At 65.6% G+C, this 20,527-nt stretch carries 22 protein-coding genes and 1 tRNA gene; 18 read left to right on the forward strand and 5 right to left on the reverse strand.

Annotated elements, in window-relative coordinates; genetic code table 11:
• Nucleotides 1–35 precede the first annotated feature (35 nt).
• Together FHP91_RS11580 and FHP91_RS11585 are read right to left on the reverse strand one after the other, a co-directional pair.
• Complete coding sequence (locus FHP91_RS11580) at nucleotides 36–1,229, reverse strand: response regulator (RefSeq protein WP_246116286.1); 1,194 nt, start codon at nucleotides 1,227–1,229, stop codon at nucleotides 36–38.
• Between the two features lie 22 nt (nucleotides 1,230–1,251).
• Complete coding sequence (locus tag FHP91_RS11585) at nucleotides 1,252–2,250, reverse strand: oxidoreductase (RefSeq protein ID WP_144309756.1); 999 nt, start codon at nucleotides 2,248–2,250, stop codon at nucleotides 1,252–1,254.
• Between the two features lie 153 nt (nucleotides 2,251–2,403).
• On the opposite strand from FHP91_RS11585, the gene FHP91_RS11590 reads away from it, so the two are divergent.
• The 3 genes from FHP91_RS11590 (at nucleotide 2,404) to FHP91_RS11600 (ending at nucleotide 4,879) form a co-directional block, all read left to right on the forward strand.
• Nucleotides 2,404–3,303: an HDOD domain-containing protein gene (locus tag FHP91_RS11590; protein ID WP_144309757.1), complete on the forward strand. Its 900-nt coding sequence runs from the start codon at nucleotides 2,404–2,406 to the stop codon at nucleotides 3,301–3,303.
• Between the two features lie 94 nt (nucleotides 3,304–3,397).
• On the forward strand, nucleotides 3,398–3,973 hold the full coding sequence (locus FHP91_RS11595) for a LemA family protein (protein WP_144309758.1): 576 nt from the start codon (nucleotides 3,398–3,400) through the stop codon (nucleotides 3,971–3,973).
• 18 nt (nucleotides 3,974–3,991) lie between these two features.
• Complete coding sequence (locus FHP91_RS11600) at nucleotides 3,992–4,879, forward strand: hypothetical protein (protein ID WP_144309759.1); 888 nt, start codon at nucleotides 3,992–3,994, stop codon at nucleotides 4,877–4,879.
• Between the two features lie 5 nt (nucleotides 4,880–4,884).
• Here FHP91_RS11600 and FHP91_RS11605 read toward each other — a convergent pair whose 3' ends face one another.
• The gene (locus FHP91_RS11605) at nucleotides 4,885–6,774 is read right to left on the reverse strand and encodes an ATP-binding cassette domain-containing protein (protein WP_144309760.1); all 1,890 of its coding nucleotides are present in this window, start codon (nucleotides 6,772–6,774) and stop codon (nucleotides 4,885–4,887) included.
• Nucleotides 6,775–6,891: 117 nt separating this feature from the next.
• On the opposite strand from FHP91_RS11605, the gene FHP91_RS11610 reads away from it, so the two are divergent.
• Nucleotides 6,892–6,966 (forward strand) — tRNA-Arg (locus FHP91_RS11610).
• 56 nt (nucleotides 6,967–7,022) lie between these two features.
• Here the strand turns inward: FHP91_RS11610 and FHP91_RS11615 are convergent.
• Nucleotides 7,023–7,397, reverse strand: coding sequence for a hypothetical protein (locus FHP91_RS11615; RefSeq protein WP_144309761.1), 375 nt, complete (start codon nucleotides 7,395–7,397; stop codon nucleotides 7,023–7,025).
• Nucleotides 7,394–7,993 carry a chromosome partitioning protein ParA gene (locus FHP91_RS11620; RefSeq protein WP_391527567.1) on the reverse strand — a complete coding sequence of 200 codons (600 nt, stop codon included), beginning with the start codon at nucleotides 7,991–7,993 and terminating at the stop codon, nucleotides 7,394–7,396. The genes FHP91_RS11615 and FHP91_RS11620 overlap by 4 nt, the downstream gene beginning before the upstream one ends.
• Before the next feature lie 281 nt (nucleotides 7,994–8,274).
• Here FHP91_RS11620 and FHP91_RS11625 point away from each other — a divergent pair, with 281 nt between their 5' ends.
• The 14 genes from FHP91_RS11625 to FHP91_RS11690 all read left to right on the forward strand — a co-directional run bounded on the left by FHP91_RS11625 (nucleotide 8,275) and on the right by FHP91_RS11690 (nucleotide 20,525).
• Nucleotides 8,275–8,988, forward strand: a complete 714-nt coding sequence (locus FHP91_RS11625; RefSeq protein WP_144309763.1) for a 4'-phosphopantetheinyl transferase family protein — start codon at nucleotides 8,275–8,277, stop codon at nucleotides 8,986–8,988.
• Between the two features lie 86 nt (nucleotides 8,989–9,074).
• On the forward strand, nucleotides 9,075–9,797 hold the full coding sequence (locus tag FHP91_RS11630; protein WP_186301524.1) for a beta-ketoacyl synthase chain length factor: 723 nt from the start codon (nucleotides 9,075–9,077) through the stop codon (nucleotides 9,795–9,797).
• Entirely contained in the window at nucleotides 9,790–10,578 is a 789-nt protein-coding gene (locus tag FHP91_RS11635) for a lysophospholipid acyltransferase family protein (RefSeq protein ID WP_144309765.1), read from the forward strand. Before FHP91_RS11630 ends, FHP91_RS11635 begins: the two co-directional genes overlap by 8 nt.
• Entirely contained in the window at nucleotides 10,559–10,825 is a 267-nt protein-coding gene (locus FHP91_RS11640) for a phosphopantetheine-binding protein (protein ID WP_144177885.1), read from the forward strand. The genes FHP91_RS11635 and FHP91_RS11640 overlap by 20 nt, the downstream gene beginning before the upstream one ends.
• Nucleotides 10,826–10,839: 14 nt before the next feature.
• The gene (locus tag FHP91_RS11645) at nucleotides 10,840–11,091 is read left to right on the forward strand and encodes an acyl carrier protein (RefSeq protein ID WP_222105177.1); all 252 of its coding nucleotides are present in this window, start codon (nucleotides 10,840–10,842) and stop codon (nucleotides 11,089–11,091) included.
• 1 nt (nucleotide 11,092) lies between these two features.
• A complete protein-coding gene (locus FHP91_RS11650; protein ID WP_222105178.1) occupies nucleotides 11,093–11,656 on the forward strand; it encodes a COG4648 family protein in 564 nt (187 codons plus the stop codon).
• Nucleotides 11,653–13,017 (forward strand): class I adenylate-forming enzyme family protein, encoded by a 1,365-nt coding sequence (locus FHP91_RS11655; RefSeq protein WP_186301525.1) that lies wholly within the window; start codon nucleotides 11,653–11,655, stop codon nucleotides 13,015–13,017. The genes FHP91_RS11650 and FHP91_RS11655 overlap by 4 nt, the downstream gene beginning before the upstream one ends.
• Nucleotides 13,014–13,355: an ApeI family dehydratase gene (locus FHP91_RS21155; RefSeq protein ID WP_186301526.1), complete on the forward strand. Its 342-nt coding sequence runs from the start codon at nucleotides 13,014–13,016 to the stop codon at nucleotides 13,353–13,355. Before FHP91_RS11655 ends, FHP91_RS21155 begins: the two co-directional genes overlap by 4 nt.
• On the forward strand, nucleotides 13,352–15,046 hold the full coding sequence (locus tag FHP91_RS11665; RefSeq protein ID WP_144309768.1) for a glycosyltransferase family 2 protein: 1,695 nt from the start codon (nucleotides 13,352–13,354) through the stop codon (nucleotides 15,044–15,046). The genes FHP91_RS21155 and FHP91_RS11665 overlap by 4 nt, the downstream gene beginning before the upstream one ends.
• Nucleotides 15,043–16,602 carry an HAL/PAL/TAL family ammonia-lyase gene (locus FHP91_RS11670; RefSeq protein ID WP_144309769.1) on the forward strand — a complete coding sequence of 520 codons (1,560 nt, stop codon included), beginning with the start codon at nucleotides 15,043–15,045 and terminating at the stop codon, nucleotides 16,600–16,602. Before FHP91_RS11665 ends, FHP91_RS11670 begins: the two co-directional genes overlap by 4 nt.
• The gene (locus tag FHP91_RS11675) at nucleotides 16,599–17,015 is read left to right on the forward strand and encodes an acyl-CoA thioesterase (RefSeq protein WP_144309770.1); all 417 of its coding nucleotides are present in this window, start codon (nucleotides 16,599–16,601) and stop codon (nucleotides 17,013–17,015) included. The genes FHP91_RS11670 and FHP91_RS11675 overlap by 4 nt, the downstream gene beginning before the upstream one ends.
• Nucleotides 17,012–17,632 (forward strand): LolA family protein, encoded by a 621-nt coding sequence (locus FHP91_RS11680; RefSeq protein WP_144309771.1) that lies wholly within the window; start codon nucleotides 17,012–17,014, stop codon nucleotides 17,630–17,632. The genes FHP91_RS11675 and FHP91_RS11680 overlap by 4 nt, the downstream gene beginning before the upstream one ends.
• Nucleotides 17,632–19,962 carry an MMPL family transporter gene (locus FHP91_RS11685; RefSeq protein WP_144309772.1) on the forward strand — a complete coding sequence of 777 codons (2,331 nt, stop codon included), beginning with the start codon at nucleotides 17,632–17,634 and terminating at the stop codon, nucleotides 19,960–19,962. Before FHP91_RS11680 ends, FHP91_RS11685 begins: the two co-directional genes overlap by 1 nt.
• Nucleotides 19,959–20,525 carry a DUF3261 domain-containing protein gene (locus FHP91_RS11690; protein ID WP_144309773.1) on the forward strand — a complete coding sequence of 189 codons (567 nt, stop codon included), beginning with the start codon at nucleotides 19,959–19,961 and terminating at the stop codon, nucleotides 20,523–20,525. The genes FHP91_RS11685 and FHP91_RS11690 overlap by 4 nt, the downstream gene beginning before the upstream one ends.
• Nucleotides 20,526–20,527 lie beyond the last annotated feature (2 nt).

Below are 20,527 nucleotides of genomic sequence, written 5' to 3' on the forward strand. Positions count from 1 at the left end.
CGTCAATACTACGGTGTTGCTCCTGCCAGCTAATTTCATAGCTTTGTTGTTGTTCCCTCAAGGGGATCTTCTTCGCCGGGCGGCCGACGACGCAATTGACGCATCGCGTCCAGCGGCAACCCGCAATGAAATTCGGATTCTATCAAGTCGAGCAGCGGCATCAGCGTTGCCGCGACATCCGGCAGACGCAACAGCACTTCGCCAGTCGCGCCAGAGCGGATCTGCATCAGCACATGATCGATGCTGACCGGCAGGCGCACAAAGCGACTGAGCTCCCCCGGCGTAATCTCGCCACTTTCGGCAATCACCTTGCTGCCACCGGCATTGACGCCGGTTTGCGCACGCTGGACGGACAAGCCGATCAGATGGCTGAGTGTTGTCGCTTCACTGGCCCCCGCCCCTGCGGCGATGCCAACGGTAACGCTCATGCGGATGCGCGTGTCGCGGTAGGTCATGACCAGCTTGTCGATGGCCCGTTGCAGCCGCAGCGCGAAGGCCGAGCAGCCATCGAGATCGGTGCTGGGGCACAGCACGGCAAACTGCCCTTGCGCCATCTGCGCCACGGTGTCTTCCTTGCGCACCTTGGACGACAGAATTTTCGACAGCTTGCGATTGATCAGCTCGGTGATATGAACACCGTAGTCGGCTACCATTTTGTCGAAGTGATCGATGACGATCACCATCGCGGCCAGGTCCCCATTGCGCCGCCGCGCCAGAGCAAGTTCCTGATTGCCGTGCCAGTTCAAATAAGCTTGCGTAACCAGGCCAGACTCAGGGTCGACCGGACTATGGCTGGCCAGCGCCTCGCGGCTGGCTTCGAGCTCGCGCGTGGCGCGGGCCAGGCGAGTCAGGGCTTCGAGGCGGCTGAGTAGCTCGACCGTGCCCGTGCCCTTGGTGATGAAATCGGTCGCGCCCATTTCGCGCGCCTTGACGCGGGCCACATCATCCTCTTCGCCGGAGATGATGATCACCGGCAGTTCATGAATGCGCGACAGCTTGGACGAGCGAATCCGCTCCAACAGGCCATAGCCGTCGAGGCGCGGCATGCCCAGATCGGAGATCACCACCTGGATCGACGGATCGATCAGCAGCGCTTCCCAGCCAGCCTCGCCGTCGGCTTCTTCGCGCACGTCAAAGCGCTCACGAATATTGCGGCTGATCGAGGCGCGCACCATGCGCGAGTCATCGACGATCAACACACGCGGCAGCGAAATGGTCTCGTCGCTCACAAAGGGCTCCTCCACAAACCGCTCACGCGCCAATCCTAACGACGGTACGGCCCCGAATGCGCCCCGCGATGAAATCATCAAAAGCGGTCGGCAACGCATCAAAATCGATAGTTTGAGTAACCGCTTCGAGGTGACGCGGCCGCAAATTGGTGGCCAGCCGGTCCCATATTTGCTGACGCGCTGGGAAGCCGATGTAGCCCGAATCCACGCCGAGCAGACTCACGCCGCGCAGGATGAACGGGAACACGCTGGTATCGAGATCAAAACCCGCCGCATTACCAATGCTGGCCACCGTGCCGGCCTGCTGCATCGTCGCCAGCATCCAATGCAGGATCTTGCCGCCAGTGTTGTCCACCGCGCCGGCCCAGCGCGCGCCTTCGAGCGCGCGAACCTTGTCGAAATCGATCGACTCGCGCAGCACGATATCGCTGGCACCCAGCGAGCGCAGATAGTCTTCTTCGGAGGCCTTGCCGGTCAGCGCCGTAACGGAATAACCGGCGGCCGCCAGAATATCGATCGCCAGGCTGCCCACGCCACCGGTTGCGCCGGACACCACGACCGGGCCATTTTCCGGCCGCAAGCCGTTGTCTTCCATGCGCTGCACCCCCAGCGCCGCGGTGAAACCCGCCGTCCCCAAGGCCATCGCCTCGAACAGACTCAAGCCCTCGGGCAGCGCCACCACCCATTTGGCGGGAATGCGCGCGTACTCGGCAAATCCACCATGGTGGGCAACACCAATATCAAAGCTGGTCGCAATCACCGGATCCCCGGCCGAAAAGCGCGGATCCGTACTCTCGACCACCTCGCCCGACAAGTCGATGCCGCCCACACACGGAAAGCGGCGAATAATCTTGCCCTTGCCCGTGGCGGCCAAGGCATCCTTGTAATTGATGCTCGAGTAATGCACCCGGATCAGCACCTCGCCGGCATCCAGGTCGTCGGAGCTCAGGGACTGCATCCCCGCGCGTATGGTTTTGTCCTCAGCCTGCTCGATCAGAAACGCCTTGAAAGACCCTTTCACATGCTTCTCCGTCTCGGCGCGCGCGAAGCGCAAGCGCTCATCCCGAGAGATTATAACGAATTCACTCGCGCCGTCTGCACCGCCCCGCCTCAAAGCTCAAGTCAGCCGCACTGCGCGCCGTAGATATCGAAGACCCGGAAAAATGAGATCATCATGAACCGACTGAACGAGGCTCTACCCTCCCTCGACGACTATGTTGCCCTGTTCTCACAAGGGGCGCTTCCCATCCTTCGCCGCACCGCGCGCGATCTGGCTGCAATGCGCGAACAGGAAGGAAACGTTAACGGAAAGCAGATCACACAGGTCATTCTGGGCGACCCCCTGATGACGCTACGCGTACTCAGCCATCTCGAGATCCACCGGCGGCAAGCACAAAATCACGCCATCACCACAATCGATCGCGCGGTGATGATGATCGGCATTACGCCCTTCTTTCGCCAGTTCGACGACCTGCCCACCATCGAAGACGCACTCGCCGACACCCCCGCGGCGCTCATTGGCGTGCTGGGTGTCATTGGACGCGCCCGTCGCGCCGCCCACTACGCACGCGAGTGGGCAATCATCCGGCACGATCTGGACGTTGAAGAAATTACCATTGCTGCCTTACTGCACGACACCACAGACATCCTGTGCTGGGTTTTTGCTCCGACGCTGACTGCCAAGGTACACGCCTTGCAGCGCGCTGACGCCAGCCTGCGCAGCGCGGCCGTACAGCGCGAGGTGTTCGGCTTTGCCGCCAACGAAATCCAGCTCGCCCTGGCAAAAAAATGGCAGCTTCCCGAACTACTCATTCACCTGATGGACGAATCGCGCGCCGACAACCCACGCGTGCGAACCGTGGCGCTGGCCAACGACCTGGCCCGTCACAACGCCAAGGGCTGGGGCAACGCAGCGATTCCCGACGACCTGACCGCGATCCAATCGCTGCTCAAACTCAACCGCGAGCAACTCATCCGGCGACTGGCCATTCCCGAGGAAGACGCGATACGTCTGATGCCTGCACCAGAGGATGCATCCGAGGCCGACGCCGAACCGCCCGCCACCCCGGACTGACCCCTCGGCAGCCCCGCCGGCCGGCCGTCGTCGCCAGCGGTTAAGATACCCACGATCTGCCGGCTCGCCGGCCCGTTTTTGAAGGAAACCCTTGATGTCCGTGTCCGCCCTTGTCCTGCTCGGTGTAATTGCCATTGCCTTGCTGTATGGCATCGTCGTCTACAACAACCTGGTGCGGCTCAAGCACAACATCGCCAAGGCTTGGGCCAATATCGACGTGATGCTCAAGCAGCGTCATGACGAACTGCCCAAGCTGGTCGAAGTCTGCCGCCAGTACAAGCAATTCGAAGAAAGCACACTCACCCGCGTGATCGAAGCCCGCTCCCGCGTCTCCGACGCGCGTGCCAATCACGACGTACCCGCACTCGGTCAAGCCGAAGGCATGTTGCGCTTCGGTCTGGGGCAACTCTTCGCGGTGGCCGAGGCCTATCCGGAACTGAAGGCCAACGAGCACTTCATGCAGCTGCAAACACGCATCACCGCGCTCGAAAACGGCATTGCCGATCGCCGCGAGTGGTTCAACGAAAGCACCAATGTGCACAACATCCGCATCGAGCAATTCCCCGACCTGATCATCGCCCGCCTCACCGGCTTCACCGAGCAGCCCCTGCTCGAGTTCTCCACCGCCGAAAAGGCCGACGTCGACCTCAAAGCGCTGTTCAGCGCCTAAGCGCCGCCCGGCAAGATCATGCTCGTTTCACTGCGACCGGATCGCACCGGCGCGGCAGTCGCGTCCGGCATCGCCGCGCTCGGCTTTGCCGGCTTTCAAGCCGACGGCAGCTTTCGCATGGTGGCCTTGGTGCTGGTATTGGCCGCCGCACTGTTCGGCTGGCTACGCTCCATCCACCACAGCCGGCTGATTCTCGACACACCCACCTCGCGCATCGCCTCCGCCGCCCAAGGCTATACCGAGCTATTTGGTCAGGGCATGCCACTCGATGGCGCGCCGCTGTACTCCCCGCTCAACGGCCTGCCCGTACTGTGGTATCGGCTGGTCGTGGATGAAAAAGACGGCGACAGCTGGCGGCGTTTTTCGGACGACGAGAGCGACGCCTCCTTTTTGCTCGACGACGGCAGCGGCCAGTGCGCCGTCGACCCCGAAGGCGCAGAGTTGCTGATCACCCGCAAGGATGTGGTGATACGCGACGACCGCCGCTACACCCAGTGGTGCCTGATCAAACAAGACCCAATCTACGTGATTGGCGACTTCACCACCCTGGGCAGCATCGACCCCGCGCATGACACGGCTCGCCAGGTGCGCGAGCTGCTTGCCGAGTGGAAGGCCGATCACCCACGCCAGCTCGAACGCTTCGACCTCGACGGCGACGGCCAGGTCGATTTGCAGGAATGGGAGCTGGCGCGCGCCGAAGCCAAGCGTGAAGTGAGCCGCCAGCAGGCCGAACTCCACGCCGCGGCCGAAGCGCATATCGTTCGCAAGCCCGAAGGGCGGCGGCTGTATCTGATCTCGGACCTCGATCCGTCACAGCTTGGCCGCCGCTATCAGTTATGGGGCTGGGGCTTTCTCGTCGTGCTGCTGGTCAGTGCCGGGCTGCTGGTCCGCCTGCTCGCCATCTGAGCGATTCAACCGCCCGCCTGCTGCTCCAATTCTTCCCAGCGCGCCATCGCCGCCAGCATTTCCTCGCCCACCGCCTCAAGCCGCGCGTTCAGCTCGACCGCCAGCTCCGGCGTGCTCTGATACAGATTGGGGTCGGCCAGGCGGGCATGCAGGCTCGCCTCCTCCGTCTCCAGCGCACTGATGCGATCCGGCAAGCCATCGAGCTCGCGCTGATCCTTGAACGACAGCTTCTTGGCGGGTACGGCCTTGGGCTTGTCCTTGGTCGCGACCGCCTTCTTTTCGGCCACCGGCGCCGCCGGCTGCTTACGCAGACGCTGCCAATCGGCATAGCCGCCCACATACTCCTTCCACTCACCGTTGCCCTCGGAGGCAATCACCTGCGTCACCGTGTTGTCGAGGAAGGCCCGGTCATGGCTGACCAGGAACAGCGTGCCGGCATAGTCGGCCAGCAAGGCCTCGAGCAAATCCAGGGTTTCGATATCGAGGTCATTTGTCGGCTCATCGAGCACCAGCACGTTGGCCGGCTGAGCAAACAAGCGCGCCAGCAGCAAGCGGTTGCGCTCGCCACCGGACAGCGACTTGACCGGCGAGCGCGCCCGCTGCGGCGCGAACAGAAAGTCTTCCAGATACCCGATCACATGCTTGCGCTCACCGCCGATCTCGACATAGTCCGAGCCCGGGCTGATCACCTCGGTCAGTGGCGCCTCGGGGTCGAGCTGCGCGCGCAACTGGTCAAAATAGGCCACCTGCTGACGGGTGCCGCGGCGGACCGTGCCGCTGTCCGGCTCTAGCTCACCCAGAATCAGTTTGAGCAGGGTGGTCTTGCCCGCGCCGTTGGGGCCAATAAAGCCGATCCGATCGCCGCGCATGATGCGGGTCGAGAAATCACGCACCAGCGGCGCACCGCCATAGCCTTTGCTGACGTTTTCGAGCTCCGCCACCATCTGGCCGGACTTGTCGCCCCGGTCCAGCGCCAGCGTCACATTACCCTGGCGCTCTCGGCGGGCCGCGCGCTCACGACGCAAAGCCTCCAGCCGACGCACCCGGCCTTCGTTGCGGGTCCGCCGCGCCTCAACGCCCTTGCGAATCCACACCTCTTCCTGGGCCAGCAGCTTGTCGAAGCGCGCACTGGCCTTGGCTTCGGATTCGAGTTGCTCGGCCTTCTTCACCTGGTAATCAGCAAAACGCCCGTCGAAACTGGCAAGGTTGCCGCGATCGAGCTCAACGATCCGGGTCGACACGTTATCCATGAACACCCGGTCGTGGGTAATCAGCACCACCGCACCCGAAAAGCTCTTGATCAACTCCTCCAGCCACAGGATGCCATCGAGGTCGAGATGGTTGGTCGGCTCGTCGAGCAACAACAGTTCCGGATCGCCGACAATCGCCCGCGCCAGTGCCACCCGCTTGATGCCGCCGCCCGACAAGGTGCTGACAATCAGATCACCATCCAGCGCCAGCCGGCCCAGCATCGCCTCAACCCGCTGATTCATGCGCCACGCATCGGCCGTGTCCACCGCATGCTGCGTACGTTCCAGTTCCGCCAGCGCGGCCTCCGAAGCATCCTCGGCAATATGATGAAGTGCCGCGTGATACGCCTTGAGCACCGCCGCCACATCGCCCAGGCCTTCGGCCACCACATCGAACACCGAACGCCCGAGGTCGAAATCCGCCTCCTGCGACACATACGCGATGCGAATACCGGGCGCACGCCAGACCTCGCCGTCATCCAGCGGCGACTGCCCGACCATGGCCCGCAGCAAGCTGGACTTGCCCGAGCCATTGCGACCGATCAGCGCGACCCGCTCACCCGCATCGAGCTGAAAACTGGCCTTGTCGAGCAGGGCGACGTGGCCAAAGGCAAGGCAGGCACGATCTACGGAAATCAGGGGCATGAGGCATCCAGCAACTAGGCAAAACGCGCATTTTACCGCCCCGCAGCCTCACGCTTCGAAAAAGCCTGAATTCGCGGTAAACTGCGCCCCGCCCCCACCCATCGCGGGGCCCGGTCTCTCTCCGTGGTTCAATGGATAGAACGAGCGCCTCCTAAGCGCTAGATACAGGTTCGATTCCTGTCGGGGAGACCAGCACACGCCACCTCACCCGGAATCACCGGCCCTGCACCGCCCTCGCGCGCCTTCCGCTATTTGATTTTTTTCGGAAACCGGGGCAACCCGTCCAGCTGCGCATTCACCTCGTCCGGCCCGACGGCCAGCAACAACGCAACCGCCACCCGCATCAAGTCGTTTCGGCTCACCGAGGGCGCCAGTTCGCGCAGGTGATCGCGCATTTTCTTGAGTTGCGCAGCCTCATCGACCGACAGGACGACCTCGGCCGGTTTGGCCGGCACCACCACCGTCGGCTTGACCGGTGGCGACATTCGATTCACGGCCTTGGTGGTCAGCTTGACCGAGGCGCGACGCCTCTCGCTGCGAGTCGGCAGGCGTTTCTTGAGCGCCGCGTCTTCATCGTCAATACTGGCCCGCAGCGACGCCTTGATTTGCTTACGAACAATCATTCACCCCCTCCCAAACGCCTCACCACCGCGCTGACCAGTCGCAAGACCTCAAGCTGTGCCGGCTGAGCCGCACTGCCCAGGTCGAACACCGAACCGCCGACCGCCGCGCTCTGCGCATAGGCATTGCGCTGGTTGAGAATGGTGGACAGCACCGGCAGGTCGAACTCGCGCATCACCTCCATCACGTCCGCCGCCAGCGAAGTGCGGGTCACCCGATTGGGCACCAGCACACCCTGCAGACCCGGATGCGTGGCCTGAAGACCGACGATCAGGCGCTCGACCGCCCGCGTCGACCACAGGTCGGTGGGGCTCGGCACCACCGGGATAATCGCCAGGTCGGTGTGGTTCAACGCGGCCAGCGTACGCGGATGGTCGATGGAGGGCGGGCAGTCGAGCAGCACCACATCCGCCCGCTTGCGCCACTTGGCCAGTTTGTCCGGAAGCTCACGCGGGTCGTCACTGAAGCGGTGCATACGCGCCGGAAACGGATGCTCCGGGGATGCCGCAGCGGCCCACCGGCTGGCCGACTCCTGCATGTCGAGATCGACGATTTCCACCTTGCGCCCGCGGCGCGCGAGGCCGGCGGCCAGTTGCATGGTCACGGTGGTTTTCCCCGCGCCCCCTTTTTGAGAAATCAACGTGACGATTGGCGCGCGCGCCATTGGCGGTTTCCTTGGTTCAATTCTTGGATAACCATTAATAGTAGCGCAGGGCCTTGCCGAATTTGATGACAGCGCCCCAAGGCGCACCGCCATTGCGCGCCCGGCTGCGCGACCGACCACCCGGCTGACCACGCTGCCCAAGGCCGGCAAGACCCGGTATCGTTCGCCCTAGGCCTTTTCCGCCAGCCCCCACGCCGACGCCTGCAAACACCCCGATGACCGATCGTCTGCGCATCTTTATCTGCACGACCGACGCCCTGAGCGACCGGGTGGATCTGCTCGCGCCCGACGAGCTGCAACGCGCCCGCGCCATGACCTCCAGCCGCCGGCGCCGACAGTTCTGCGCCGGTCGGGCGTTGTTGCGTCTGGCACTGAGCCAAGACGGCACACGAGCACCCGCCGCCTGGCGAATCCGCCTGCTCGGAGATCGGCCACAGCTCGACGCGCCCGACGCCCCGCAGTTCAGTCTCAGTCACAGCGGCGACCACGCCGGCTGCGCCATCAGCCACACGCTGCGCTGCGGCTTTGACCTTCAGGCGCATGCCCCGCGATCACGACATGACCTCGCGAACGCTTTTTTTTCCGACGATGACACCCGCTGGCTGGCAGAACAGTCCGATTTTTCGGCAGCCTTCCACCAGCTCTGGGTACTCAAGGAGTCCTGGGCAAAAGCCACCGGCGCGCCGCTCCTGACGGCGCTGGCACACACCCGCTGGCAAGCACGACATACGGCCAGCATCGCCGCAACGCCCTGGGACGCGGGCACGACGGCCTTGACCGACACATTGACGACGGGCTGGACCGCCGAGGGCGCCGTGACCACGATAGAACTGAACGAATGGCAAGACGGCGGTTTCGTCTCACGCCCGTCGCACTGGACACGCTGGGCCTTGCGCAATGCGCCGGATGCCGCGCGGTGCGACACATGACACGCGAGAGAACAGAAGATGTTACAACACGTAACACTACCCTGCTAGAATTGCGCGCCTTGACACCTTTAACCGCGCCCGGAAGCATGGATTCGTTCTCGTTGCCGCTGGCCACATGGGAGGCATGGGCGCCCGGCCGAAGCACCCGGCAAGAATGGCGCGCATCGCCCCCCGAGGCCTTTGACCCGGCCGGTCCCGCGGCCGACATCGCCTTTGTCGACCCCATGCTGCGTCGGCGACTCGGCCCGGTCGCGCGCGCGGCGCTCAACGTCGCCCACCGCTGCCTTGGTGATCGCACCGGTGTCCCCATGGTATTTGCCTCCCGCCACGGCGAGCTGGCCCGCACGCTGACCATGCTCAATGACCTGGCCGCCGGCGAAGAAGTCTCGCCCGCCACTTTCAGTCTGAGCGTACACAACGCCTCGGCCGGCGTGTTCTCCATTGCCCGTCAGGACACTGCACCCGCCACGGCCATCGCCGCCGGCGATGAAACCCTCGGCATGGCGCTGATCGAAGCCGCTGCCCGGCTGTCGGCCGAACAGCCGCAGATTCTGCTGGTCTACGCCGACGCCCCGGTGCCCGAGATTTACGCACACGATATCGAAAGCGCCGAAACACCACATGCGCTGGCGCTATTGCTCGACATCCACTGCTCCGGCCGCCTGCACGTAAGCACGCAACGCACGTCTTCCGCGCCCACCAATCACATGATGGGGCTGAACCTGCTGCGCGTGCTCGCGGGTCACTGCCCGAGCGACACCTGGACCGGCCAGCGCAGCACCTGGCACTGGACGCTCGCCGATGCGTAAGCTCAATTATGTCTGGCGCCTGCTGATGACCGGTGTGGCCTTCAGCCTGTTCAGCATCGGCGGATTGATGATCACCCTGCTCGCCTGTCCGGTGATCCGCTTGCTGCCGGGCGATGCCAACCGCCGTCGCGAACGCACCCAATGGCTGATCCACAAACTCTTCGGGGTGTTTGTCGGTTTCATGTGTACCGTCGGCATCATGCGCCTGCACCTCAAGAATGCCGACGCACTCGCCGAGGCGCGCGGCGCGCTGGTGCTGGCCAATCACCCGACCCTGATCGATGTGGTGGTCATGATCTCGCTGATGCCGCGCTCCGACTGCGTGGTCAAGGGCGCGCTGTGGAACAGCCCTTTTCTGGGCGGCGTGGTACGTGCGGCCGGTTACATCAGCAATGCCAAGTCGTCAGAAGAACTGGTCGAATCCTGTGTCGACGCGCTTCAGCAAGGCGGTGCACTGGTGATTTTTCCGGAAGGCACCCGCACCCAACCGGGCGCGCCAATGCGCTTCTTGCGTGGCGCTGCGCACATCGCACTGGGCTGCGAGCAACCCATTCTGCCCGTCGTGCTCAGCTGCGATCCGCCCACGCTGTCGAAAGGCCGGCCGTGGTATGACATCCCGCCCCGTCGATTCGAGTACCGACTCGAAGTAAAATCCCCTCTTTCCGTCAGCGACCTGATCGAACCGGACCTGCCCGGCACGCTCGCCGTTCGCCGCCTGACGGTCGCCCTGGAAAACCATTTCGCCCTGGAGCTTGCGGCCTGTGGACAATCTGCACACTGAGATCAGACAACTGATCATCGACACCCTCGACCTCGAAGACATGACCGCCGACGACATCGATCCGGCGGCACCGCTGTTTGGCGACGGCCTGGGCCTGGACTCCATCGACGCACTGGAGCTTGGCGTAGCGCTGCGCAAGCGCTACCAGGTGCGCCTCGATGGTGACGACCCCAGCGTCAAGCGCTACTTTCAATCCGTGAACACCTTGGTCGAACTGGTGCGCCAGCGCAGCGAGAACGAAGCATGAAAATGGAAAACATCATGGCACTGAGCAATGAGGCAATTTTCGACGAGCTCAAGAAGATCCTCGTCGAGTCCTTCGAAACGCCCGAAGAGCAGATCACGCTGGAGGCCAACCTCTATGAAGATCTCGACCTGGACAGCATCGACGCCGTCGACCTGGCCGTCAAACTGCAAACCCTGACCGGCAAGCGCATCAAGGCGGACGAGTTCAAGGCCGTGCGTACCGTCGCCGACGTCGTGCGTGCGGTGCGCTCGCTGCTGGACAGCTGATTTGCGCCTGTTGCCGGTTGTTCGCACGCTGCTGTTCGCAGCCACGCCTGTCGCCATCTATCTGGCCCTGGCGCGCTTCGAACCCCGGCAAGTGATCCCGCTGCTGCTGGTGCTGGCCGGCTTGCGTCTGCTCACCAGCGGCAAAGGCGCCACCGCCACCCGTGGCGGACAGCGCTGGTTACTGGTCGGCGCGCTGCTCACGCTCGCCGCGCTGGTCGCCATCAGCAACAGCGAAACCGTTCTTCGGCTCTACCCCGTTCTCGTCAATCTGGCCATGCTCGCGCTCTTCGCCCACTCGCTCATCAATCCGCCGACCGTCATCGAGCGCATCGCCCGCCTCCAACGCCCCGACCTGCCGCCCGACGGCGTGGCCTACACCCGCAAGGTCACCCAGCTGTGGTGCGCCTTTTTCATCGTGAATGGCGCCATCGCGGCTTACACCGCCGTGCTCGCCAGCCGTGAAGCCTGGGCTTGGTACAACGGCGGGGTGGCCTACGCCCTGATGGGCCTGCTCTTCGCGGGCGAATGGCTGTACCGGCGGCAACGCATCGGAACGCGGGGATGAACCACCCGCCGGCCACCATCGCTTCCTTGGGCGCACTCGGCCCAGCCGATCGTGCTCCGGGCGCCATCGTCGCCTTGCGAGCCGACGCACCGCTGACGTGGGCTGCGCTGTGGCAACGCGTTGGCACCATCGCGCGCACCCACGCGAAGCAGGCTGGCACGCGCGTGCTGCTCAACGCGCCCGAGGCGGCCGAGTTCCTGATCGGATTTCTTGGTTTGCTCCACGCCGGCAAGCAAGTCGTCATTCCGGCCAACTTCCAGCCAGCCGCCATCGCGCACAGTGCCGCAAGCTGTGACGTCGTGCTGAGCGCGGCCGAAATTCAAAACACCCCCGCCAACACGAGCTGGTGCCCAACGGCACCACTGCCGCCCGACGCACTGATCGAGCTCACCACCTCCGGCAGCAGCGGCGCGCCCAAAGCGGTCATTAAGCGCCTCACGCAACTCGACACCGAAGTCGCAGCGCTCGAAGCGCAGTTTGGCGCCACACTCGGCAACGCGCCGGTGTTCGCCACCGTGCCTCACTTCCATATCTACGGTCTGCTTTTCCGGCTGCTCTGGCCGCTGGCGGCCGGTCGCTCCTTTGACACCGCCGTCTCTGCCACGCCCCACGCCTTGCTCAACCGCCTGCTTGCCCACGGCCGCGGCACCGTCATCTCCAGCCCGGCCCACCTCTCACGCCTCGGCGATCTGCTCGATCCGGCCGAGTTGGCACCCCGCACCATCGCCATCTTCTCCTCCGGCGCACCGCTGCTGGCGGCCACGGCGACCGAGCTCGGTGCCGCCATGGGACAGGCACCGATCGAAGTCTACGGCAGCACCGAAACCGGCGGCATCGCCTGGCGCCGACAATGGCCCGACGCCGACTCGCCCTGGCAGCCACTGCCCGGCGTCACCGTGACGGTTGACGATGCGCACAGCCTGTTGGTGCGCTCACCCTTCGCCGGCGACACCACAACCGCTACCGGCGACCTAGCCGAACGGCTGCCGAACAGCCACTTTCGCCTGCTCGGCCGCGCCGACCGCATCGTCAAGCTCGAAGGCAAACGGGTCGCCCTGCCGGCGATGGAAACACGGCTCAACACGCATCCATGGATTGCCGCCTGCGCGCTGGTCGTGCTGCCCGGCCATCGCGAGCAACTCGGCGCCATCGCCGTTCTTGCGCCCGAGGGCCAACGCCAGCTCGATACGCTCGGCCGCCGTGCCACCATCGAGGATCTGCGCGCCCATCTTCTGCAGCATTTCGAGCGCGTCACCCTGCCGCGCCGCTGGCGCTTCCCCGCCGACCTGCCCTACAACGAGCGTGGCAAACTGCCGCTCGACGCCTTGCAGCAACTCTTCGACGAGGCCGTCCCGTCATGAGCCTGCCCAACGCACAGCTCATTGAGCACAGCGACACCCTCGTTCACCTGAGCATCACCGCCGACGCCGATCTGATTCAGTTTGCCGGCCACTTTCCCGGCACCCCGATCCTGCCCGGCGTCGCCCAGGTCGATTGGGCGATCCGATTTGCCATGCAATACTTTTCCCCGACCGGCAGCTGTCAGCGTCTCGACGCGCTCAAGTTCAACGACCGGGTACTGCCCGGCGACCGGCTGGAACTGACACTCGAGTGGTCGCCCGACAAAAACACGCTGCGCTTTGCCTACACGGCAGACGGCCGGGCCAAATCCAGCGGCAGGGCGGTATTTCAGGCATGAGCTTCCGCCCTTGTTTTCTGGTGCCGGTCTACAACCACCCGCACACCATTGCCAATGTCGTCACGCAGCTTGCCGAGCACGGCCTGCCGATCTATCTGATCGACGACGGCAGCGACACGCCCACCCGCGAGGCATTGGCGCGCACCGTCGCCGACTGCCCGCTGGCCCGGCTCATCATCCTGCCCGTCAATGGCGGCAAGGGCGCGGCGGTGATCGCCGGTTTCGAGCAAGCCCATGCCGACGACCTGACCCACGCGCTGCAGGTCGACGCCGACGGCCAGCACAACCTGGCCGACGTGCCACGCTTTCTCGAACTCGGCGCCGCCCAGCCCGACGCGGTGGTCTGCGGCCGGCCGATCTACGATGACAGCGTGCCCAAGTCACGCCTGTATGGCCGCTCGATCACCCACTTCTGGGTGCGCGTCGAAACGCTGTCACGCGAGGTGCCCGATTCAATGTGCGGCTTCCGGCTCTACCCGCTGGCCGCGACGATGCGCGTGCTCGGCCCGCACATCGCCCGGCGCATGGCTTTCGACATCGAGATTCTGGTGCGCCTGGCCTGGCTTGGCCTGCCGATCATCAACGTGCCCACGCGCGTGACCTACCCGGCGGATGGCATCTCGCACTTCGCGATGCTCAAAGACAACCTACGCATCTCGGCCACCCACACCAAACTGGTTGCCGGCATGCTGTGGCGCGCACCGGCCCTGGTGTGGCGACGCCTGCGCGCGGGTGACAACGCGCCGCACTGGTCGCGCCTGGCTGAGCGCGGCAGCAGCCTCGGCTTGAAAACGGTGCTCACCACCTATCGCCTGCTCGGCCGCCCCGTGGCCAGCCTGATGCTCTACCCCATCGTCGGCTACTTTTTGCTCACCGGCCGCACCGCGCGCCAGGCCTCGCAACAGTATCTCGACCGGGTGTATCGCCACTTCGGCCCCAGCACCACCTTGCCCAAGCCGCCCGGCCTGACCGACACCTATCGCCACATGCTGGCCTTCGCCCGCGCCGGGCTCGACAAGCTCGCCGCCTGGAGCGGTGCCGTGGCGCCGCAAAACCTGACATTCCACGGTCAGGCCGATTTCGACGCCCTCATCGCCAGCGGTCGCGGCGCACTGATCATCGGCTCGCACCTGGGCAATCTCGAAATGGCCCGCGCCCTCGGCGTGGCGGCCCGCTTCACCACCATCAACGCCGTGGTGTTCACCGAGCACGCGGTGCGCTTCAACGCGATGATGGCCGAGGCCAATCCCGACTTCGCCTTCAACCTCATTCAAGTCACCGACTTCGGCCCCGACACCGCCATCGCCTTCAAGGACAAGATCGACCGCGGCGAGTTGCTGTTCATCGTCGGCGACCGCACGCCGGTGGCAGAAAACGGCCGCACCCAGCGCCTGCCCTTCCTCGGCCAGCCGGCGCCCTTCGCGCAAGGCCCGTTCGTATTGGCGCACCTGCTCGAATGCCCGGTGTATCTGTTTTTCTGTCTCGACGCCGGCAACCGCTACCACCTCCACTTCGAGCCTTTCGCCGAGCGCATCGACCTGCCGCGCAAAGGGCGCGAACAGGCCTTGCAGCAGCACATGGGCGCCTACGCCCAACGGCTCGAACACTACTGCGGCCAGGCGCCGCTGCAGTGGTTCAACTTCTTCGACTTCTGGGAGGAGCGGGCGATACCCCTTCCTTCAAAACCATGAAAGACACCGTTCAAAACCAGGCCGCCGACACGGTCATCATCGGCAACCGCCATCTGAGCATCGAAGACGTGGTCGATGCCGCCGATGGCCGACGACCCGTCCGCCTCTCGCCCGACGACAGCTTCCGCGAGCGCATCGCCCGCGGCGGTGCGTATCTGGAGCGCCTGCTCGCCAACAACGGCACCGTGTATGGCGTGAACACCGGCTATGGCGAGTCGTGCACCGTGACCGTGCCCGCCGATCTGGTGCAGGAGCTGCCGCTGCACCTCACCCGCTACCACGGCTGCGGCCTCGGCCGGCATCTGGACGAGCCAGCCACCCGCGCGGTGCTGGTGACCCGGCTCAACTCGCTGGCGCAAGGCTACTCCGGCGTGCGCGTCGCGCTGCTCGAACAGATCGAGCACCTGCTGGTTAACGACGCCCTGCCATTGATTCCGGAAGAAGGCTCGGTCGGCGCCAGCGGCGATCTGACCCCGCTCTCCTACGTCGCCGCAGCGCTGGTGGGCGAACGCGAGTTGCGCTATCGCGGCGCGGTGCGCCCGACCGCCGAGGTGCTGGCCGAGCTCGACATCGCCCCGCTCAAGCTCAAGCCCAAGGAAGGCTTGGCGATCATGAACGGCACCTCGGTAATGACCGCGCTGGCCTGCCAGGCCTGGTCGCGGGCCGACTACCTGAGCCGACTGACCACACGCATCACCGCGCTGGCCTCGATGGCCATGCAGGGCAACCGCGGCCATTTCGACCCGCGCCTGTTCGCCGCCAAGCCGCATGCCGGCCAGGCCGAAGCCGCCGACTGGATCTTCACCGATCTGCCCGAAGACACCGACGACGGCGTCATGCGCCTGCAGGATCGCTACTCGATCCGCTGCGCCCCGCACGTCATCGGCGTGCTACGCGACGCCCTGCCGTGGATGCGCCGCGACATCGAGAACGAGCTCAACAGCGCCAACGACAACCCGCTGATCGACCCCGACGCCGGCTGGGTGCTGCACGGCGGGCACTTCTATGGCGGGCACATCGCCTTCGTCATGGACGCCATGAAAACCGCCGTCGCCAACCTCGCCGACCTGCTCGACCGGCAGGTGGCACTGATGGTCGACAGCAAGTTCAACCACGGCCTGCCGCAGAACCTCTCCGGCGCGACGGCCGAGCGGGCGATGATCAACCACGGCTTCAAGGCGGTGCAGATCGGCGCCTCGGCCTGGACCGCCGAAGCGCTCAAACTGACCATGCCGGCCTCGGTATTTTCGCGCTCAACCGAGTGCCACAACCAGGACAAGGTCAGCATGGGCACCATCGCCGCGCGCGACTGCCTGCGCGTGCTTGAGCTGAGCGAGCAAGTCGCCGCCGCCGCATTGCTCGCCGCCAACCAGGGCCTGGCGCTGCGCCTGAAAACCGGCGAACTGGCCGCCGAGGCCTTGCCCGCGCCGGTGCTCGCCTTCCACCAACAGGTGTCAGCGCTGTCCGCGCTGGTCACCGAAGACCGCCCGCTCGAAGCCGACCTGCGCGCCACGCTCGCGGCGATGCGCGCCAAAACCTGGGCGCTCTACGCATGAGCGCGCTGCCCAAGGTCGAGGTCGAAGTCGACGTCCCCTTCTTCCACGTGGATGTCATGGAAGTGGTGTGGCACGGCCACTATGTGCAGTATTTCGAGCAGGCGCGCACCGTCCTGCTGCGCAGCATCGACTACGACTACCCGCAGATGCGCACCTCCGGCTACGCCTGGCCGGTGGTCGAATGCCACATCAAATATGTGCGGCCGGCGCGCTACGGTCAGAAGATCCGCATCGAAGCGGCGCTGGTCGAAGCGCAAAACCGGCTCAAGATCGCCTACACCATCCGCGACGCCGCCACCGGCCAGCGCCTGACCCGCGCCTACACCATTCAGGTGGCGGTCGACATGGCCAGCGGCGAGCTGCAGTTCGTGTCGCCGCCGGCACTGCTCGATCGCTTGGGCGGCTGCGAATGAAACGTCGCACGTTTCTTTTCGCCGGGCTGCTGGCGCTCCTGCCGGTCAGCGCACATGCCGATGATGCGCTACTCAAGGAAATCGCCGCCCGCGTCGCCGACAGCCCGGTGCTGCGCGCCGAATTCAGCCAGACCAAAACCCTCGCCGCCATGCGCAAACCTTTCCGCATCGCCGGCCATTTCACCTACGCACGCGACGCCGGCGTGCTGTGGCAGGTCGCATCGCCCTACACCGTGCGCTATCTGATCGACGCGCGCGGCACGGTCGAAATCGGGCCGGACGGCCAGCGCAAGGCGCGCGCTAGCCGCGAAGCCGCCGGCGCGGCGCAGGCCGGACAGATCATGCAAGCCCTGCTCAGCGCCGACCTGGCGCCGCTGCAGTCGAGCTTCGAGCTTAAACCGGTCCGTGGCGCCGACCGGTGGCATGTGACGCTCACGCCGCGCAAGGCCGAAGTCGCCCGCCATCTGGAACACATCACGGTCGCCGGCAACACCGCCGTCGAGCAGGTCGACATCTTTGAAGCCGGCGGCGATCACACCGAGATCCGCTTCACCGCGATCGAACGCGACACCCGGCTGAACGACGCCGAGACCGCGCTCTTCGCCCGCCCCGACTGATGCCACGACGCCTGTTCACCTTCCTGGCCGCCACGCTCGTCACAGGCATGATCGCGCTGGCCGCCTTCGACAAGCTGCCGGTCGAAACCGATCTGCTCGCCATGCTGCCCGCCACCGAGCGCAGCCCGATCGCCGAGCAGGCCATGGCGCAGCTCGCGCGTGCCCACGAGCGGCGCATCGTGCTGCTCGCCGTCGCCGACGATGCCGCCCAGGCGCGCGCCGGCGCCCAAGTGCTGGCAACAACGCTGCGCGCCTCGCCGGCCTTGCAGCATGTCACGCTGGACGTCCCGCCCGACGCGCTCGACACCCTGCTCACGACGTATCTTCCACACCGTTTCGGACTCCTGTCCTCCGCCACCCGCGCGGCCTTGCAGCAGCGCGGCCGTGACGCGCTGCAAGAAGACCTCTACCGCTCCCTGGCCAGCCCGATCCCGACCGCCACGCCGGTGCCCCGCCCGCTTGATCCCTTCGGCACACTTGCCGGCTTCCTCGCGGATCTGCCGTTCGCTGGCGGCGCATTTGCCCCCGAAGACGGCATCCTGATGGCGCATCGCGACGGCCACAGCTACGCCCTGGTCAGCGCCGAAACCGTCGGCAGCCCGTACGCGGTGTCGACACAGCACGCCGTGCTGGCCGCGCTGGCACAGGCCCGCGCGGCCGTTCAGGCGCAAGCGCCAGCAACACACCTCCAGGCGACCGGCCTGGTGCTCTACGCCGCCGCGGCCCAAACCACCGCCAAGCGCGAGATGTCGCTGATCGGCGGTATTTCCCTGCTCGGCATCACCACGCTCTTGCTACTCGCCTTTCGCTCGCTGCGGCCGGTGCTGCTCGGCATCGCCTGCATCGCCACCGGCGTCGCCGCCGGCATCGCGGTGGTGTTGCTGGTCGACGGGCAGTTGCACCTACTCACCCTGGTGTGCGGCACCAGCCTGCTCGGCATTGCCGTAGACTACCCACTGCATTACTTTGCCAAGCGCCGTCTGGCAGGCGCCGACTGGCATGCTGGCGAGGCCATGGCCGCCATGCGCCCGGCGCTCACCCAGGGCCTGCTCACCAGCTTGCTCGGCTACTCCGCGCTGCTCGCCATGCCCTTCCCTGGCCTGCGCCAGATCGCGCTGTTTTCAATGGTCGGGCTGGGCACTGCCTATCTGGCGACACTCATGATGCTGCCGCTCTTTGCTCACCAGGCCGATCCGCGCAGCACCGCCGGACTCGATCGCCTGCGTCGGGTGTTTTCGGCCTGGCAGGGCTTCCTTCAAACCCGCGCGCACTGGCTGCTGCCGCTGACCGTCGCCGCTTGCTTGCCCGGCGCCTGGCGGCTGACGCACAACGACGACGTGCGTCTGCTGAGTACCCCCGACCCCGTGCTGGCGCGCCAGGAAGCGCAGATCCGCGAACTCACCCAGCTCGGTCAGGGCAGCCGGCTGTTCCTGGTGCACGCGCGCGACACCGAGCAGCTTCTACAGCGCGAAGAACAGTTGACCGACGCCCTGCGCGCGCGCGATCCGCAGCACGCCGGCGGCTTCACCGCGATCTCCGGCTTCGTCCCCTCAGCCCAACGCCAGACCGACAATCGCCGACTGATCGGCGAGGCCCTGTTCGGCGATGATCAATGGGCTGCACACGTGCTTGATGAGGTCGGCTATCGCCCTCGCATCGCCGAAGCGCTGACGGCGGCCTATCACGCCGAACGCAACCTGAGCCCCGAGGCCTGGTTGAAGCAACCGCTCTCCACGCCCTATCGCCACCTCTGGCTGGGGCCCGCCGAAACCGGTGTGGCCAGTGTGGTGACGCTGCATGGCAACTGGTCCACCGACACCCTCACGGCCGCCAGCGCCGAGTTGCCCGGCGTTACGCTGCTCGACAAGCCGGCTGCCGTCTCGAAGCTGATGGCGCAATACCGCCGCGGCATGGCCTGGGCGCTGGCTTGCGCCATCGGCCTGTCACTGATTCTGCTCAGTCGCCGCCACGGCTTGCGCGGTGCGGTGGCGACGCTGCTGCCCTGCATGCTGGCCGTCGGCGTGCCGCTGGCGGCGCTCGGCTATCTCGGCCTGCCGGCCACCTTGTTCCACTGGCTGGCACTGATGCTGGTTTTCGGCATCGGCGCCGACTACGGCATCTTTACCCGCGAGGGCGGACCGCAGGGCGAGGCCGCGCTCGGCGTATTGCTGGCGGCGATCACCACCGTGCTCGGCTTCGGGCTGCTCGCCTTCAGCAGCACGCCGGCCATCGCCAGCTTCGGGCTGACCTTGTTCATGGGGGTCATCACCGCGTTTCTGGCGTCGCCGCTGGCGCTGGCCAGTCGCAGCGCACACAGGTCGGCAACATGAAGGCGCTCACCCGTCTGATCCTGCTGAGCGCGCTTGCCCTCGCCGGCTGCGCCAGCGTGCCACACGAGGCGGGCTGCACCGCCCTGGCACCGTCGCTGCACTATTGCCTGCAAGCCCTCCCCGCGGGACAAACGCTGGCCATCAACCAATGGGTGGAATTCACGCTACCCGACCGCCCCGACGGCGAGCGGCTGGTGTTCGCCATCGACGCGCGCGAGGCGCACATGCAGATCGTCGCCCTCACGCCGCTCGGCCAGAAGCTGTTCCGCATCACCGCCGAGCACGGCACACTCACCTGGGACGGCCCGCCGACCGCCGAAGCGCTGGGCCTGCGACTGCCGGCGCTGATACAACTCATGACCTGGCCCGTCGCCGCCGTGCGTGAAGGACTGGGGCACGACGCGGAGCTAATCGCCACCACTCACGGCCGCACGATCCGGCAGGGCGATGCGCCGCCGGTGCTGACGACCCGGCAATCCGACCCCGACCCGACGCGCGGCACCATCGATGCGCTCTTTACGCCCATGGACGCCCGCATCCGGGTAACGCGCCTGGAGGAATGAAC

It is taken from the genome of Denitromonas halophila (assembly GCF_007625155.1).
Taxonomy (GTDB): Bacteria; Pseudomonadota; Gammaproteobacteria; order Burkholderiales; family Rhodocyclaceae; genus Nitrogeniibacter; species Nitrogeniibacter halophilus.

What these genes read in the sequence shown, in the direction of transcription:
- FHP91_RS11670 (WP_144309769.1), top strand. Translation starts at nt 15,043, where the DNA reads ATGAAAGACACCGTTCAAAACCAGGCCGCCGACACGGTCATCATCGGC.
- FHP91_RS11675 (WP_144309770.1), top strand. Translation starts at nt 16,599, where the DNA reads ATGAGCGCGCTGCCCAAGGTCGAGGTCGAAGTCGACGTCCCCTTCTTC.
- FHP91_RS11680 (WP_144309771.1), top strand. Translation starts at nt 17,012, where the DNA reads ATGAAACGTCGCACGTTTCTTTTCGCCGGGCTGCTGGCGCTCCTGCCG.
- FHP91_RS11600 (WP_144309759.1), top strand. Translation starts at nt 3,992, where the DNA reads ATGCTCGTTTCACTGCGACCGGATCGCACCGGCGCGGCAGTCGCGTCC.
- FHP91_RS11625 (WP_144309763.1), top strand. Translation starts at nt 8,275, where the DNA reads ATGACCGATCGTCTGCGCATCTTTATCTGCACGACCGACGCCCTGAGC.
- FHP91_RS11690 (WP_144309773.1), top strand. Translation starts at nt 19,959, where the DNA reads ATGAAGGCGCTCACCCGTCTGATCCTGCTGAGCGCGCTTGCCCTCGCC.
- FHP91_RS11595 (WP_144309758.1), top strand. Translation starts at nt 3,398, where the DNA reads ATGTCCGTGTCCGCCCTTGTCCTGCTCGGTGTAATTGCCATTGCCTTG.
- FHP91_RS11685 (WP_144309772.1), top strand. Translation starts at nt 17,632, where the DNA reads ATGCCACGACGCCTGTTCACCTTCCTGGCCGCCACGCTCGTCACAGGC.
- FHP91_RS21155 (WP_186301526.1), top strand. Translation starts at nt 13,014, where the DNA reads ATGAGCCTGCCCAACGCACAGCTCATTGAGCACAGCGACACCCTCGTT.
- FHP91_RS11635 (WP_144309765.1), top strand. Translation starts at nt 9,790, where the DNA reads ATGCGTAAGCTCAATTATGTCTGGCGCCTGCTGATGACCGGTGTGGCC.
- FHP91_RS11655 (WP_186301525.1), top strand. Translation starts at nt 11,653, where the DNA reads ATGAACCACCCGCCGGCCACCATCGCTTCCTTGGGCGCACTCGGCCCA.
- FHP91_RS11645 (WP_222105177.1), top strand. Translation starts at nt 10,840, where the DNA reads ATGGCACTGAGCAATGAGGCAATTTTCGACGAGCTCAAGAAGATCCTC.
- FHP91_RS11605 (WP_144309760.1), bottom strand. Translation starts at nt 6,774, where the DNA reads ATGCCCCTGATTTCCGTAGATCGTGCCTGCCTTGCCTTTGGCCACGTC.
- FHP91_RS11665 (WP_144309768.1), top strand. Translation starts at nt 13,352, where the DNA reads ATGAGCTTCCGCCCTTGTTTTCTGGTGCCGGTCTACAACCACCCGCAC.
- FHP91_RS11620 (WP_391527567.1), bottom strand. Translation starts at nt 7,993, where the DNA reads ATGCAACTGGCCGCCGGCCTCGCGCGCCGCGGGCGCAAGGTGGAAATC.
- FHP91_RS11630 (WP_186301524.1), top strand. Translation starts at nt 9,075, where the DNA reads ATGGATTCGTTCTCGTTGCCGCTGGCCACATGGGAGGCATGGGCGCCC.
- FHP91_RS11615 (WP_144309761.1), bottom strand. Translation starts at nt 7,397, where the DNA reads ATGATTGTTCGTAAGCAAATCAAGGCGTCGCTGCGGGCCAGTATTGAC.
- FHP91_RS11590 (WP_144309757.1), top strand. Translation starts at nt 2,404, where the DNA reads ATGAACCGACTGAACGAGGCTCTACCCTCCCTCGACGACTATGTTGCC.